Genomic DNA, 16333 nt, shown 5'->3' with positions numbered 1-16333 from the left:
TTATAGCGACTTGCGGATCAGATTCTTGATGATAAAACGTCCCGGGTGAATAATCCGCTGTTGCGACGCGGGCAACGGTGAGGGCGTTCCCGTGATCAAGGCCGCTATCAGTTCACCTGTAATTGGACCACTGATCAGCCCTTTGGATCCGTGACCTGTGTTGATGTAGAGGCCCGGCAGATAAGCCGGCGGCTCGGTCAGCGGCCAGCGCGCGTCGTCGCGCAGTTTGGCATAGCGCTCGACATAGCCCTCCAGATCCGGCACCGGCCCTGCAATGGGCAGGTAGTCAGGAGTGCTGCAGCGCAGGGCGACGCGCCCGGTGCGTGAGCGCTCAGTCAGAGCCGAGCCCAGCTCCGGCAGGGCACGCGTCAGAATATGAAGATTATGAGCGTGCTCCTCTTCGCGCACCTCCAGCGCCTCATCGCCGACCTTGAAGGAGGCTCCAAAACAATAGCGTCCTTGCTGCGCCGGTGAGATATACCCCTCCCCGCAGACTACCGTGTTCAATCCGGGCAGGGAGGCGGGGGCCTCGGCCTGCGTGGTTTGCCCTCGAATGGGTTTCAGCGGTAGCCAGCTCAGAGGCCCAAGTGTCCGGCTGCTGGTTGCACAGCAGACAATCAGTGACTGCGCCTGAAAGCGCCCGTGGCTCTGTATCTGCCAGTGGACACCATCATGGTCAATGTCGTGTACCGGGTGGTTGAAGCGGCACTGAATCAATGGGTGGTCCAGCAGTACGCGGCACAGATCCGCCGGGGATACCCAGCCGGCAGTGGGGAAAAACAGGCCCTGTGCACCTGTTTTCAGCCCGGACAACTGCTCGGCTTCCTCGCGGTCGACTCCCCTGGCGAGTGTCTCGGGGTAGTTGTCAGCGGCCAGCACATCGGCCTGACGTGCCTGTTCCTTGTCGTTCAGCGCCAGTTGTAACACGCCGCACAAGCCGCCCAGTCCCGCGTGCTGTTCCAGCAGGGGCGTCAGCAATGCACGGGTGTACTCCAGGCCGCTCAAGTGGAACTGGCTGTGGTCCGTGGGGTTGGCCGGCAGTTTGGCATAGAGAGCCCCTTGTGCGTTACCCGAGCCTTCCTGAGCAGGCTCTGCGTGGCGCTCAAGAACCTGCACGGGTACGCCTTTTTCAGCCAGTGCTCGGGCCGTAGAGGCGCCGGCCAGGCCTGCGCCAATGACAATGACCGGGAGCATGGGGCTATTGTTGCTCAGGCGTTGCGGCGGGTGTGCCCACAACGGCAGTGCTGCCGGCATCGGGCTCGACTCGGTCGGGGCCTGTGTCATTTCGCCTGCCAGCATGTCGCGCTTGCGACCAAAGCCGGGCAGCTTTTCCACCCTGAAACCGGCGGATTGCAGGCCGCGCCGTACGATGCCCGCGGCGGTAAAGGTCGCAAAACGGGTACCGGTGTGGCTCAGGCGCGCAATCTGCTCAAACAGCTCCGGCGTCCAGAGGTCGGGATTCCTGGCGGGTGCAAACCCGTCCAGAAACCAGCTGTCGACGCGGGCCTGCAGGCGGGCCAGTTGCTGCACGGCATCACCGAACAGCAGTGTCAGCAGAATGCGCCCGCCGTCCAGCCTGAGGGTGTAAAAACCTTCCACGGCAGCTGGGTAGGCGTCAATTAATTGACGCGAACCGTCTTCAAACTGCGGAAAGGCTGCCAGCGCCTGCCGCAGATCGTCGATGGAGAGCGGATACTTTTCACAGGATATAAAGTGCAGCTGCTGCTCCGTGCTCTGAACGGTGCTGAGCCACAGTGCCCGCGCACAGAGAAAGTTCAGGCCGGTGCCGAAGCCGGTTTCCGCGATGACAAAGTGCCCCTGATGACGGGCAAAGCGCTCCTGGAGTCGGTTTGCCCGGATAAAGACATGCTCGGTTTCCGCCACCCCGCCATCACGGTTGAAGTAGATATCACCGAAGCGGCTGGACTCGGGGCTGCCGTCAGACCAGCTGACCTCGGCGGTTTGCAGGCGCTTACTCATGAGAGCGGTTGGCGTCCGGTGGCAGCTGCTCCCGTGCGTTGCTCATCAGTTGCTGCGACTGGGTGCGCTTGAGGGCACGGTTCTCGTGGTGCAAAGCCGTTTTGGCGAGCATATGCGCCGTGATGGGCGCAGTGATCAACAGAAAGAGTGTGATCAGCAGCTCGTGTACGCTCAGGTGTCCCTCCTCGACGCTCATCATCACCATCGAGGCGATCAGGATGGCACCCATGCCGACGGTGGTCGCCTTGGTGGGAGCATGCAAGCGGGTATAAATGTCCGGCAGGCGGCACAGGCCGATGGACCCCACCAGCACAAAAAAGCCGCCAATCAACAGCAAAACACTGACCAGAATTTCAATCCAGATACTCATACAGACCCTTACTCGATGATATCGCCACGCAACAGGTATTTGCACAGGGCAACCGTGCTGACAAAGCCAAGCATGGCGATCAGCAGCGCGCCCTCGAAGTAGAGATTGGTGCCCATGTGCATGCCATAGAGCAGTATCAGGGCGATGCTGTTGATATACATGGTGTCCAGCGCGAGGATGCGATCGGACAGATCTGGCCCCCGCAGCAAGCGCCAGAGATTCAGAACCAGTGCGATACAGAGCACACTGCTGACAATCATGATGGCGGTATTCAACATCCGAAGATCTCCTTCAGCGGTGCCTCATAACGGGATTTGACGGTGGCGATCAGGCCCTGTTCGTCCGTCATGTGCAGTGCGTGGATATAGAGCCATTTGCGGTCCTCGGATACCTCTGCACTCACGGTCCCCGGTGTCAGTGAGACGGTGCTGGCCAGCAGCGTAATCGGAAGATCACCACTCAGGTCCAGCGGGACGGCAACGAATGCCGGCTGCAGCTTGCGCATGGGGCCCAGCACCAGAATGGCTACTTCCACATTGGCCACCACGATATCGCCCAGAACCCGGAAGATGTAGCGCAGTGCCAGCAGCGGCCGCAGTACCTTGGGTTGCCGCGTCTTGAGCGGAGCACACAGCAGCGGGATCGTGAGTGCCAGAAAGGCACCCAGAACAAGGTGACCGGGTGCTACCGTGTTGTTCAGCAATAACCAGACGATGAACAGCAGCAGGCTGTGCAGAGGCATGGGCAGCCATTTGGACAGACTCATGACGGACCTCCCGGCAACAGAACATCAATGGAGGCGGGCAGCTGGTGCAACTGGCGTGCGGCCTGCTCGGTGTACTCGGTAATAGGCCCGCCGAGTGCGACCATCAGCGGAGCGGCCAGCAGCAACAAAGCCGTGGCTGCAACCTGCCAGGGGGAGGCTGCGTCCGCCTGGCTCTTGTCGCTGGTGCGGCGCCAGAACAGGGTGGTACCGCCGCGAGAAAGGGCGATGATCGTGATCAGGCTGCTGATCAGAAGGGTTGGCCAGACCCAGGCCATTTCGGCCAGACTTTGGGCCGACTGCAGCATCAGCACCTTGCCGACGAAACCCGAGAAGGGGGGGATGCCGGCCACCGTCATGGCACCCACGAAGAAGCAGACGCCGAGCAGTGCCGGTTGGCGCACCTTGCGCGCCACCACAAAGCGATCGGCCGCTTTTCCGCGCTGGTCACTGATCAGACCCGCCACCAGAAAGAGAGCCGCGCTGACAAAGGTGCTGTGCACCAGGTAGTAAAGCCCGGCTGCCGTTGCCTGCTCGTTTTGCAGGGCGACAGCGATCAGCAGAGTCCCCACCGAGATGATCACCAGATTGGCGGTCAGTTCACGCAGGTTGGGGCTTGCCAGGGCACCGATACTTCCGGCCAGCACGGTCAGGATCGCCAGCGGCCAGATCCAGGGCTCGATCATGTTTGCCAGCCCGCCCGCATGGTCACCGAAGACCACGGTATGTACCCGAAACAGGCTGTAAATACCGACCTTGGTCATGATGGCAAAGAGTGCCGCAACGGGTGCCGCCGCGGAGGCGTAGGCACGGGTCAGCCAGAAGTGCAGTGGCAGCATGGCGGCCTTGAGCCCGAACACTACCAGCAGCAACATGCCGCCGGCACGGGCAAGAACGGATTCGGCTTCGGACAGCAGGGCCACTTTGGTCGACATGTCGGCGATATTCAGGGTGCCCAGCGTGCCGTACAGAATGCCCAGCGCAAACAGGAACAGGCTGGAGCCCACCAGGTTCAGGGCTACATAATGAAAGCCCGCCTGGGTTTTCTGTTTGCCACCGCCGTGTATCAGCAACGCATAGGATGCGATCAGCAGGACTTCAAAGAATACAAACAGGTTGAAGATATCACCGGTCAGGAAGGCGCCGTTGATCCCCATCAGCTGGAACAGAATCAGGGGGTAGAAATAGGCGCCGGTCTTGTCATCACCGGCTGCACCATAGAGCAGTGCCGCCAGCCCCAGCACTGCGGTCAACAGTACCATCAGGGTCGACAGCATGTCGGCTACCAGCACGATGCCAAAGGGCGGCTGCCAGTCACCCAGAGCGTAGAGCTGAATCCCCTGCTCCCGGGTATGCAGCAGCAACGCCAGCGAGGCCAGCAGGGTCAGGGCCGATACCAGCAAAGACGCCATCCGCTGACGCTCCAGGCTCTTGCTCAGGGGCGGCAGCAGAAGCAGCAGGGCACCCAGCATGGGCACCAGAACCGGCAAAATGGGAAGATGGTCGATCATGCCTGGTCCTTCTTGCGGCGAGGTTTGATTTCAGGCTGAGGCGGCAGGCGACCGTCCACATGGTCGTTCCCCAGATCAGCACGCGCGCGCATGGCCAGAATGACCACAAAAGCGGTCATGGCAAAGCCGATCACGATGGCCGTCAACACCAGTGCCTGTGGCAGCGGGTCGGCGTAGGTATAGGAGGTGCCCAGAATGGCGGCTCCGTCGAGCTTGAGACGCCCGCTGGAAAACAGGAACAGGTTGACGGCGTAGGACAGTAGCGTCAGCCCCATCACGACAGGGAACGTACGCCCGCGCAGGCAGAGAAATATGCCCGAGAAAGTCAGCAGACCGACACAGACTGCATAAACGGCTTCCATTTATTCAGACTCCGGCTGGATTGGACGATGATTGGTGGTGAGTTTACCCAGGTTGGCCAGGATCAGCAGTGTGGCGCCCACAACCGTGAGGTACACACCCAGATCGAACAGCATGGCGCTGGCCAGTTCAAACTTGCCGATCCACGGCAGCTTGAAGTAATCGAACCAGGAGGTCAGGAACGGACGCTCAAACAGCCAGCTGCCCAGCCCGGTCAGGGTTGCGATCAGCACGCCGCTGCCGATCAGCCACTGGTAGTCCAGCTTGAGGCGTTCCTTGATCCAGTCGACGCCATGGGCCACATACTGTTGCACCAGTGCCACCGAGGTAACCAGGCCGGCGATAAAGCCACCGCCGGGCAGGTTGTGGCCACGCAGGAAGATGTAGACCGACACCAGCAGGGCCAGCGGCAGCAGACTCTGCGAGATCACGGCAAGCATCATCGGATGACGGTCGCGGGCCCAGGGGCGACCGTTTTCGTCACCGGCGGGCATGAACAGGCGCATGCGGGCAATCAGCTTGAAAATGCCAAGGGCGGCGATACCCAGCACGGTTATTTCACCCAGGGTGTCAAAGCCACGGAAGTCCACCAGAATCACGTTGACCACGTTGGTACCGCCGCCGCCGACTTTACTGTTGGCCAGGAAAAAATCGGAGATGCTGTCCAACGGTCGGGTCATCATGGCGTAGTTGATCGTGCCGACAATGCCGCCGATCAACGCCGAAATGGCCAGGTCCCTGACGACTCTGCGTGGCGAGGACTCCTTGGGCGTTCGCTGCGGCAGGAAGAAAAGTGCCAGCATCAACAGAATCACGGTCACGACTTCCACCGACAGCTGTGTCAATGCAAGGTCAGGCGCCGAGAAGCGTGCAAAGGCGATGGAGACGATCAGGCCCACAACGGAGAGCGTCAGCAGTGCAATCATGCGCTTGCGGTGCCAGATCACGGTCGCCAGCGCGCTCAGGCACAGCAGCACCGCAGCTGTCAGCTCCACGCCACCCACCGGCAGGTGCGGGCGCAGACCCGCAGTGGTGTTCAGGTCCATCAAGGGGCCCGCCGTGAGGATGAGCGCGAAGGTAAGCAGCAGGATCATGTAGCGCTGCAGGGAGCCGTTTTCGAAGAACTTGTGTACCTGAGTGGCTCCGGCCACAAGTGCCTGAACCAGCCGCTCAAATACCATCTTGGCGTCCGTTTCCGGGAACTGAGCCTGAAACTGGTACAGGTGACGGCGATTGTAGTAGATCATCAGGCCACCAAGCATGGCGATGACACTCATCAGCAGCGGCAGATTGAAGCCATGCCAGATCGACAGGCTGTACTCGGGCAGTTGTCCGGCCAGTACGGCAGAGGAGGCCGAGCTAAGCAGTCCACTGACAATATAACCCGGGAAAATGCCCAGCAGCAGACAGAGCCCGACCAGAATCTCCACCGGGATTTTCATGTAGCGTGGCGGCTCGTGCGGGGTCTTGGGCAGATCGATCGGCTCCCCGTTGAAAAACACGTCATGGATGAAACGTGTGGAGTACGCCACGGAGAACACGCCGCCCAGTGTGGCCAGTACGGGCACCATCCAGGACAGTGATCCCAGCGATACCTGGTGCAGCGTCTCTGCAAAGAACATCTCCTTGGACAGGAAACCGTTCAACAGCGGTACCCCCGCCATGGAGGCGGCGGCCACCATGGCAAGAGTGGCGGTGTGCGGCATGTATTTCCAGAGACCGTTCAGCTTGCGCATGTCCCGTGAGCCGGATTCATGGTCGATGATGCCGGCCGCCATGAACAGTGACGCCTTGAAGGTGGCATGGTTGATGATGTGGAAGATGGCTGCAACTGCCGCCAGCTTGGTATCCATGCCCAGCAGCAGTGTAATCAGGCCCAGGTGACTGACGGTGGAGTAGGCCAGCAGCCCCTTGAGGTCGTGCTTGAACAGGGCGATGTAGGCACCCAGCAGCAGGGTCGCAAGGCCAGTCAGGCTGACGGTCAGAAACCAGAGCTCAGTACCCGACAGGACCGGGTAGAAGCGTGCCAGCAGGAAAATGCCCGCCTTGACCATGGTGGCCGAGTGCAGGTAGGCGCTGACCGGTGTGGGTGCGGCCATGGCGTGCGGCAGCCAGAAATGAAACGGAAACTGGGCGGATTTGGTGAAGGCGCCCAGCAGAACCAGTACCAGTGCCACCGGATAGGCGGCATGTTCACGCAGTGTGTCGCCACTGGCCAGTACAACGCTCAGGTCATAACTGCCGACAATGTGAGCTATCAGCAGCAGGCCTGCCAGCAGGGCCAGGCCACCGGCACCGGTGACGGTCAGGGCCATGCGCGCACCCTTGCGGGCTTCAGTCTTGTGGTTCCAGAAGCTGATCAGCAGAAAGGAGCTGATACTGGTGAGCTCCCAGAACAGCCACAGTTGGATCAGGTTGTTGGCGGTCACGATGCCGACCATCGCGGTCATGAACAGGATCAGGTAGGCGTAGAACCGTGACATGGAGTCCTGCGCCGACAGATAGTAGCGGGCGTAGAGGATGATCAGCAGGCCAATGCCCAGAATGAGCAGGCAGAACAGCAGGGCAAGGCCATCAAGACGAAAGGCCAGCTCCAGGCCTATTGCCGGTATCCAGCTGAAGCTTTGCTCCAGTGTCTCACCCTGAAAAATTCCGGGGGCGGCACTGAGCACCATAGCCAGCGATACGGCCGGTAAAATAGCGGTCATCAGGGCACAGGCGCTGCGCCCCAATCGCTCGGTCAACAGCGGCATCAAGGTGCCGAGCAACGGCAATAGGGGAATCCAGAACAGGTTCATCAGTGGGACGAACTCCAATCAGTTGAATATGTCGTGAATGCCACCGGCGGACGCCGATACAATATAACAAAAGTAGTAGTTTATACCGTTTGCGCCCTCAGGAGTCCACCGCACCTGCTCGTTGGGGCAGGGCGGCTGGTCAGGATCAGAACAGCAGTTTCTGCACCTGATCGAGTACCTGGCTCTCGGTCCAGGGTTTGGTGAGGTAGGCTGAAACACCGGCAGCCTCGGCTTCGCCACGGTGTTTGCTGGTTGAGCGGGATGTGATCATCACGACGGGGATATTACGGAACTGCTTGCTGTTGCTGAGAATGGCGGCCAGCTCCATGCCGCTCATGCGCGGCATTTCCAGGTCTGTCAGGACGATAGCCGGAGCCTCCTGACGGATCTTGTCCAGAGCATCGAGCCCGTCGATGGCGGTGCGCACTTCGTAACCACTGTCGCGGAGCAGTGTGGCCAGTGTCTTGCGGGCACTGAGCGAGTCATCCACCACCAGCACTTCGGGCAGGTGTAGGTTGAACTCGGGTTCTGCCAGCTCCAGTACCGGGCTCAGTGCCGAGTGGCGCTGACGAATGCGCCCCTGCAGGTCGATGATGGGGGCCACGTCCCCATCGGCCAGAATGGTCACGCCCGGCACGCCGGGAATGTCCGGCAGGTGTTCGCCCATGGACTTGAACACCTGCTGGCGGTGGGCGAGTACCTCGGGGACCAGTACCGCCGCCTTTTCACCCTGATCCAGCTTGATCATCAGAACCGGGAACAGAGGTTGCTCCGTGTAATCGGCCGGCTTTTCACCCACCAGGGTTTCCAGTGCATAGGCCGGATATTCACCCTCCTCGGTGATGAAAATCATGCCGGTTTCTGTGTGTTCAAGTGTCCCGTCAGCGGACAGCAGGCTTTGCTCGATCGTGTGACTCGACAGCGCATAGATGCGCTTGCCGGCACTACGGACCAGCAGGGTATGGATCAACAGGGAGGAGGCCGGCAGGGCCAGCTCAAAGGAGGTGCCTTTTCCCAGCTCTGAATGAATGCTGATGGTCCCCTGCAGGCGGGTCACCTGCTGGTACACCACGTCCATGCCGATACCACGCCCAGACAGCTGGCTGATCTCATCACGGGTGGAGAAGCCCGGGATCAGAATCAGGCGCTGGGCCTCGGTATCGGACAGCTCTCGGCCGGGTTGAACAAGCCCCTTGCGCTCGGCAATTTCGCGCACCCGCTGAACATTGATGCCACCGCCGTCATCGCTGCAACTGACTTGTACCTGGTTTTCCGCCTGACGAAAGCGGATGGTCAGGGTGCCGGTTTCGTCCTTGCCGCTGGCTGCGCGCCGCTCCGGGTCCTCAAGGCCGTGGTCTACGGCGTTACGGATGATGTGCATGAGCGGGTCGGCCAGTTGTCCCAACACCTGGCTGTCGACCAGAACGTCTTCCCCTTCGATTACCAGTCTCGCTTCCTTGCCCGCAGCCTGGCAGGCCTGACGCATGATGCGCTGCATCCGTGAACTGAGGCTGTGAACCGGTACCTGGCGAGTGCTGAGCACGTTATCCAGTGACTCCTTCTGGAGGTTGCTCTGGGCGGCATGCATTTCGCTCAGGTGGCGCAGCTGCTCAGCCATTTCTCGGCCGACCTCACGCACATCCGCGACCGCTTCCTGCAGCTGGGACAGAGTCGTATGCATGCTGTGGTAGCGGTCCATTTCCAACGGGTCGAAGTCACTGTCATCGGAGTCCTGGGAGGGACTGAGCGTAAAGTAGTCCTGCAGCTGCTGCTCAATGTCGAACATCACCTTTTGCAGAATGCGCTGCCGCTCCCGGTTGGCGCGTGCCAATCGGTGCATCTGCTTCAGGCGATCGTCCTGCTGGGCATTGAGCGTGCTGGATTCACCGGCAATGCGAAACAGGTTGTCCAGCAGGCTGACCGGGACGCGCAGCTGGCTCTGCTCATGTCCGCCCTGAGCGGGAGCCTGTCTGGTTGCTTTGGCATCAGGTTGGGCCGGCGCTGTACGCCTGGGCTCTCGGCGAGGCTTGCCTGACAGCGGCTGGGACACACAGTCGAGGCCTTCGGTTTTCAGGCGGTAGAACCAGTCCATCATGCACTGGAGAACATCCATTGCATTATCTGGCCCGGGCTCTGATGCACTGATGGATTCGCTCATCTGGGCCAGACAGTCGGTGGCTTCGGTCAGGTCTTCTGCCATCTGGGGACCCGGCAGCGTTTTCGCCTCGGTGAGGATCTCCAGCACATCTTCCATGCAGTGGGTCAGCTTGGCCAGGCCCTTGATGCCGGCCATGTTGGCCAGCCCCTTGATGGTGTGGGCCGCGCGCTGGGCACTGAGCAGGGCGTCCAGTTCCCGGGCGTCCAGTACGGATTGCAGGTGCTGCTGGAACTCATCCACCAGAGTGGGCAGCTCGTCGTAGAGCATCTCCAGCAGTTGAGGATCGATATCGTCGGCAATGCTCAGTTCCACGTCTTCCGAGGTGGCCTGAGGGTGTTCCATATCCTCCGGCGACTGGATACCCGCAAGGGCCAGCAGGCCGGTAATGAACGCGGATTGTTGTGGATCAGCGTGGACGGGCAGGTCGGGTGTGCTGATCATATCGACCAGGGTGTCACGCTTTTCCTTGTCACCCAGATCGGCAAGGTGAGCCTGAAGGGCCTCCAGGCAGCGGGCAAAGTGCGAGTGCTCGGATGCAGACAGTGACCCTGAACGCTGGCGCATGAAACCGAGGTTCTGGCCCAGTCCTTCAAGCAGCATGCGAACGCCGTTGAGCTGCACGGTTTCACAGGCACGCTCAAGGGGGAGGAGTGCATCCTGGCTGGCTTCGAGCAGTGTTGAGTTGGAGCCGGGCTCGGTTTGTTCCCAGAGCTGAGACAGCTGATCCAGTGAGCCGGAGAGCATGGTCAGTATCTGCGGGTCGATTTTCGGGCCGGGCTGCTCCAGCAGGCTCATGTCCACCTGACAAAAGGGCGGTGGCTCGAGGGTTTCTGCCTCAGCCTCTGCGCTCTCAACGTCGGTTTCGGTGAGCAAGGCTTCATCACCGGCGGTGTCCGGGGTGTCTTCCGAGGAAGTAAAGCTGTCGTCGACCAGTGCCTGCAGCTCGTCTGCATCCTCCTGTGGCAGCGGCTCCGGCCATTCCGGAGCTGTCAGTAACCTCAGGATATCCCTGGCCGTGGCGGCGGCCGGGTGTTGCATCAAACGGTCCAGCTCTTCACAAAGTTTGGGCAGAAGTGGACTGTTCAGGTCGGTGAGGCTGGCGGTTTGCTCGGCTGACAGTGCCAGCAGGTCTGATATCAGGGGGGGATCCTGCTCGGCACAGGCTTCGCTGAGCGCGCCCAGTGCATCGCACAGGTGCTCCGGTGATGCGGCGTTGTGCAGAGCGCTGGCCGCCGGGCCGGTCTCTTTGGCAGGTGACTCGGTTTGTACTTCGACGGCTTCGCTGTTTGATGCGTCCGATTCAGTCTCTGGCGCTGCGAACGCTTCATCGATCAGTGCCTGCTGCTCCTCAACTTCTTCAGCCTCCATGGGGGCGGGTGATTCGGGGCTGGCCAGCAGCTGAAGGACCGCCGTTGCGTTGCTGTGGCCGGGGGTCTGTACAAGCGCGTCCAGGGCCTTGGCAAGTGGGCTCAGCATGGGGGTGTCGAGCGTTTCCAGAGAGGCGCAGAGTTCGGCGGCCAGTGCCAGCAGGTCAGAAATCAGGGGAGGCTCGCGATCTGCCTGTGACTCGCTGAGGTCTGCCAGCTGCTCACTGAGCACTTCAGGAGTCTCAACGGACTGCATGGCTTGGGTCACAGGCCCGAGAGTGGAGCTGTCCGGTGTTGCATCCGTAACAGCGGGCGCAGGCCAGTCCTCCTGCAGCAGCTCGGGCAGCATTTCCAGATCATCCGGTGCAAGCGGAGACTGCCAGCGGTTGTCCGTGAGGCCTTGCCGCAGCTGCTGGATCCACTCATCCAGTGCGAGACCGGACGTGGGGGCTTGGAGGAGGGAGGCCATCAGGCTGCGCAGTTCGGGGCTGAGGCTGCCTTCCTCGGCCGCTACCAGCTCGGACATCAGTGCCAGAAGTTCTCCGGTACCAGAGAGGTCGGCTTCCTGGAACTGCTCGGCCTGGTCGGCCAGCAACTCCGACAGCTGTTCCGCGGGCTGGTCAAGCGTGTCGCACAGGGTTGCGAGCTGGTTGATCGAAACCGGCTTGATTTCGCCTTCCTCCATATCCTGCGCCCCTTACTCTTCAGCCTGATTCTGCAGCTTGAATACACTGATCGAGCGCTGCAGCTCATCGGCAGCGCCAACCAGACGGGACGAAAGCTGTTTCTGTTGCACCATTTCGCTGTTGGTCGCCTGAGTGAAGGCGTTGATGCTGTCGGCGCGCTGGCGCAGTGTCTGGGCCAGCTTGGCCTGCCCGGTCGCACTTTGTGAAATGCGTACCACAGACTCGACCAGAGACTGGGTGGTGCTGCGCGTCTGCTCCATGTGCTCACCAGCCTGCTCGGCCAGGCGGGTGCCGGTCACCACGTCCTCGATAGCCGTGTTGATAACGTGGATGGTATCAGCGGTTTCGAGCTGGATGTTGTTGACCAGATTCTCGATTTCAGCCGTAGCTTCACGGGAGTTTTCCGCCAGCCGCTGCACCTCGTCGACCACGACCATCAGGCCTCGGCCGGCTTCACCAGCAGATGCTGCGTGCATGCTGGCATTCAGGGAGAGGATGTGAGTACGTTCGGAAATGTTGTTGATCAGGTTGATAATGCCGCCGATCTCCTGCGAACGTTCACCCAGTCGCTTGATGCGCTTCTCCGCTTCATGGATCGTCTGGCGCATTTTGTTGATGCTGTTAATCGTATCGGACACCGACTCTTTCGCGGTTTCCGACGTGCTGATTGCCTTCTGGGACGCGCTGTTGGAGGTGGCCGCCAGCTTGGAGATCAGCTGCATGGCACTGATGGCGGAGTCCAGACCTTCCAGGGTGGCGTTGATCTCTTCCTGCTCCTTGTTGGCCTGCTCCAGTACCGCCTCAGACTGGTTTTTAACCTGCACCGAGGTGGTGTTGACCTCCTTGGTGATCGCGCTGACTTCGAGCAGAACATTTTCAATGGATTGAGCCAGTTGGTTGATGGAGTCGGCCACGGCCCCGGTGATGTCCTCGGCCACGGGGACGCGAACCGTCAGGTCCCGCTGGCTGATTTTGAATACACTCTGGATCAGTTCAATGATCGAGTTGTTGAGCTTCTTGTTCTCTTCGGCCTGTTTGGCAATGGCGGTTTCTTTTTCGTCCAGCAGCATGTCGAGTACAGTCGCCATCTGGCCCAGTTCGTCACGGCTTTCCACGCGCGTGCGAGCTTCGGTATCCCCACCGCGCACGGCATCGACGGTCTTCTGTATACGTTTGACCGGATCCAGAACACCGTACTTGATAATGGCCAGTGCGACGGCCAGGGCAAGGCCCAGAATGACCAGCGACGCAAAGAACAGCTTGATCATCTGCGCGGTGGCTTCATTACGGGCTTCGCTGTCCTCGTCGGCGTAGACCGAGGTCAGCAGCTGTAACTGTTCATTTACCTGGCGCAACTCCACCAGCGTATCGCCAAACATCTGCTGCAGTCGGGCGATCTGGGTGGCAGGCGTTGATGTGCGCAGGTTGACCTGTTTCAGTGCGTCCATCTTGTCGTCCAGGTTCAGTTGTTCCAAACGCTGGCCGATATTGCGGCGATCTTCATTGGAGCGCAGCCGAGGCTGCAGTGCGGTCAGCTCATTGTGAAACGTGGTTGCGGCCACAACAAACTCTCTCAGGGTGCGATTGTCCGGTGACAGGCGCGCTTGGGTGAGGGTGACCTGCACATCGGCGAGAGACTGATCCAGATGGCTGGCATCTTCCGCCAGTTGGCGGGTTTCGCGGCTGGTGATCTGTGCCTGCTCGTCGATCAGAATGGTCTGGTAGTAGGCAACGGCGATCGCAACGATCCCGATGACCAGTAGCACACCGGCAACAGCAAACTTGGTCCCCATGCGAAGGTTTTGCATTTCCCAGAAAAGCGGCATGGTGATTCCCTCACGAGTTGTCTTGCACTTCGGCTTTCGCCACAGGCTGATGAAAATTGTCTTTAAGATGGTTCAGCAGGGCTTGATGGTCTATTTCAAGCCAGGTGTGTCCCTCGCATTTGTACCCCTTGTGCACAAACTCACTGATGGGTGCATAACGTGCTGCGGGCAGGGTGTCGAGGGCGGTGGGGGCAGTCAGTACGGTTGGGAGCTCTGCCAACAGAAAACCGGCCGCATGGGGCTGGCGATCGAACAGCAGGGCATAAAAGGGCTGTCGGCGATCAACGGGTGAACCTGTCAGCCATTGCTGCAGATCGTATACCGGCAAGGTATGTCCGCGGTGATTGATAAAGCCGGCGAACCAGACCGGTGTGTCCGGAACGGGACAGAGACGTGGCATGGCGGCCAGCTCGGAAAATACGTCAGCCGCCAGCAATGCGGGCTGCTCACCCAGCATGAAACCGTGACGCACTTCGGGAGCCTCACCCGCATTCGGGGCCGTGGTGAGGGTCAGGTCATCGGCTGCACTGCCCAGGTCGATGTCTTCAAGCAATGAATTGTGCTCAGCCATGCGCGTCTACCTGGTTCAGAATATCCTGTTCGGAGAAGGGTTTGGCCACCACGGCCTTGGCACCCTGCAGCTGCGCCCATACCCGGTCGGCATCCTCATGCTTGCTGGAGACGATCACCACCGGGATATGCCGTGTGGCCCTGTCTGATGTGATCTGTCTGCAAGCCGAGAAACCATCCATGCCGGGCATGACAACGTCCATAAAGATCAGGTCTGGCTGTTCCTGTTTGGCCAGGTTGACCCCTTGTTCACCATCCGAGGCCAGCAGCAGCTGGGCACCGGTCTGGCGCAGAATGTCGAACATGCGCTGCTGGTACACCGGGTCGTCTTCCACAACCAGAATCTTGTTTACCGACATGGGATCCTGCGTCCTCACTGCGCCTGATTTCGGTTGGCCTGAAACTCACTGACCCAGCGCGAAACACGCTTAATCACTTTCTGAAACTCTTCAGGGTTGATCGGCTTGGTCAGGTAGGTCGAGGAACCCGCCATAATGCCCTTAACCTCGTCCAGCGGTGAGGTTTTGGAGGACAGCATGATAATGGGCGTTTTCTTCAGGGCGGGCATGGCCCGCATCTGGGTGCAGGTTTCAAACCCGTCTATGCCCGGCATCATGATATCGAGGAAGATGAAATCGTAGTGATTGGCTGCGACCTTCTCCAGCGCGGTTTCGCCATCATCCGCAAAGTCTACGTTGATTTTCTGTTCCAGCTTGGAAAGCTCTTTGGCCAGCACCTGCTGCATGGGGGCACTGTCATCCACCACCAGAACGGAATATTCCATGGCGGACGCATCAGCCGCCTGCTGCGCCTGTTGTGCCTGCACTTCAGCGATACGTGACTCGTACTTGCTGAAGGGGTTGTCATCCGCCTTGGCGGCAGGGCCGGGCTCCGGCTTGCGTTCGTGCACGGGGGCAGAAGGGATGACCGGTTCCGGTGTCGGGGCGGGCGTCTCGGGTGTACGGTCCTGCACCGGTGTCGACTCTTGACCGGGTGACGCCGGCTGCGCAGGTGCCTCCTGTGCCTGTGATGCGGCAGGCGGCTCGGGAACCGGTTGCGGCTCGGGCTCAAGTGGCGCAATCGCATCAAGCACGCGCAATACGCGGGAGGATATAAAAGGCACCTTCAGGTGGGGATGTGATGCAGAAGGGGCGCTTCGGTCCGCCAGTACAACATGACTGTCCGGCAAATTGAATGAGCCTGCCAGGGGCAGTGAGGCTTCACCGAAAACGACCAGAAGGTCGACCTGGCCTGGCTGAGGCGTGTCGGTCAACTCATAGGTGCGTGCCCGTGAGAGGTTCAGGATGCGCTCCAGTTTTCTTTGCTGATCAGCCGGAAATGCCAGTGTCCCAATCTTCATGCTGTTCCCTGTGGGCAGTGTGTGCGGCCCTGAGGCCGAACCGTTATCAGAATGGCATGGTATTCAAACAGAAAAACAATGCTTATTAATTACGGTTTTAGAAGATTTAGAGTGATATGACAAGAACTTGCGGGCTTTTGTGCGGATCTTGCCAGAAGGTGTATGTGAACGATGACAATGGGGTTGCGGCTGTTCAAATGCCTGTTTTCAATTTGCTTTTTCAGACCCTGGGGGCAGTCAGCTGGAGGGGCGGCCGAGTTAGATGTCTTGTCACCCTGAATCTTTTTGGCACCTGACATCACAGGTGCCGCATTCAGGGTGTGTCACGCAGCGACAGGTCAGATATTTGCGTATCATGTCGGCTGATGTGCCTGCATATAACACAGACTTTCGCAGACACGCCTCATCGCAGTCAAAATGGCTGCACCAGCGTATTACAGACGCAGGATCGTTCAGGTTGATCGGCTGGCAGCCCAAATCGGGTTGAGTAATTGACTTCACGCTAGGTGTGGGTGCTAAGGAGGTTGTTCACGCCGGTTAAGTTCGAGATGCTGGTTATCGCCAAACAAACAGCACAGAACAAC

The 16333-nt window shown here is 59.9% G+C and carries 13 protein-coding genes; all 13 read right to left on the bottom strand.

Translation table 11 applies throughout. The features are described 5' to 3' along the window. The 13 genes from mnmC to H9C73_RS16470 all read right to left on the bottom strand — a co-directional run bounded on the left by mnmC (window position 1) and on the right by H9C73_RS16470 (window position 16250). Complete coding sequence (mnmC, locus tag H9C73_RS14705; RefSeq protein ID WP_209288662.1) at window positions 1–1980, bottom strand: bifunctional tRNA (5-methylaminomethyl-2-thiouridine)(34)-methyltransferase MnmD/FAD-dependent 5-carboxymethylaminomethyl-2-thiouridine(34) oxidoreductase MnmC; 1980 nt, start codon at window positions 1978–1980, stop codon at window positions 1–3. Then, window positions 1973–2350 (bottom strand): Na+/H+ antiporter subunit G, encoded by a 378-nt coding sequence (locus H9C73_RS14700; RefSeq protein ID WP_209288661.1) that lies wholly within the window; start codon window positions 2348–2350, stop codon window positions 1973–1975. Before H9C73_RS14700 ends, mnmC begins: the two co-directional genes overlap by 8 nt. Before the next feature lie 8 nt (window positions 2351–2358). After that, window positions 2359–2628, bottom strand: coding sequence for a K+/H+ antiporter subunit F (locus tag H9C73_RS14695; RefSeq protein WP_209288660.1), 270 nt, complete (start codon window positions 2626–2628; stop codon window positions 2359–2361). Further along, window positions 2622–3116, bottom strand: coding sequence for a Na+/H+ antiporter subunit E (locus tag H9C73_RS14690; protein ID WP_209288659.1), 495 nt, complete (start codon window positions 3114–3116; stop codon window positions 2622–2624). Before H9C73_RS14690 ends, H9C73_RS14695 begins: the two co-directional genes overlap by 7 nt. Then, entirely contained in the window at window positions 3113–4624 is a 1512-nt protein-coding gene (locus H9C73_RS14685) for a monovalent cation/H+ antiporter subunit D (protein WP_209288658.1), read from the bottom strand. Before H9C73_RS14685 ends, H9C73_RS14690 begins: the two co-directional genes overlap by 4 nt. Then, the gene (locus H9C73_RS14680) at window positions 4621–4986 is read right to left on the bottom strand and encodes a Na+/H+ antiporter subunit C (protein ID WP_209288657.1); all 366 of its coding nucleotides are present in this window, start codon (window positions 4984–4986) and stop codon (window positions 4621–4623) included. Before H9C73_RS14680 ends, H9C73_RS14685 begins: the two co-directional genes overlap by 4 nt. After that, entirely contained in the window at window positions 4987–7782 is a 2796-nt protein-coding gene (locus H9C73_RS14675; protein WP_209288656.1) for a monovalent cation/H+ antiporter subunit A, read from the bottom strand. A 145-nt stretch (window positions 7783–7927) separates the two neighbouring features. Then, window positions 7928–11992, bottom strand: a complete 4065-nt coding sequence (locus H9C73_RS14670; RefSeq protein WP_236014310.1) for a hybrid sensor histidine kinase/response regulator — start codon at window positions 11990–11992, stop codon at window positions 7928–7930. A 12-nt stretch (window positions 11993–12004) separates the two neighbouring features. Next, window positions 12005–13819 (bottom strand): methyl-accepting chemotaxis protein, encoded by a 1815-nt coding sequence (locus tag H9C73_RS14665; protein WP_209288655.1) that lies wholly within the window; start codon window positions 13817–13819, stop codon window positions 12005–12007. Window positions 13820–13829: 10 nt separating this feature from the next. Next, window positions 13830–14390, bottom strand: coding sequence for a chemotaxis protein CheW (locus tag H9C73_RS14660; protein ID WP_209288654.1), 561 nt, complete (start codon window positions 14388–14390; stop codon window positions 13830–13832). Beyond that, window positions 14383–14748 carry a response regulator gene (locus H9C73_RS14655; RefSeq protein WP_209288653.1) on the bottom strand — a complete coding sequence of 122 codons (366 nt, stop codon included), beginning with the start codon at window positions 14746–14748 and terminating at the stop codon, window positions 14383–14385. Before H9C73_RS14655 ends, H9C73_RS14660 begins: the two co-directional genes overlap by 8 nt. 14 nt (window positions 14749–14762) lie before the next feature. Then, window positions 14763–15749 (bottom strand): response regulator, encoded by a 987-nt coding sequence (locus H9C73_RS14650; RefSeq protein WP_209288652.1) that lies wholly within the window; start codon window positions 15747–15749, stop codon window positions 14763–14765. Window positions 15750–16019: 270 nt separating this feature from the next. Further along, entirely contained in the window at window positions 16020–16250 is a 231-nt protein-coding gene (locus tag H9C73_RS16470) for a DUF3606 domain-containing protein (RefSeq protein WP_209288651.1), read from the bottom strand. Window positions 16251–16333 lie beyond the last annotated feature (83 nt).

Source organism: Marinobacterium alkalitolerans (assembly GCF_017776525.1).
Lineage (GTDB): Bacteria > Pseudomonadota > Gammaproteobacteria > Pseudomonadales > Balneatricaceae > Marinobacterium > Marinobacterium alkalitolerans.
This window is presented reverse-complemented; position numbering and strand designations above follow the sequence as displayed.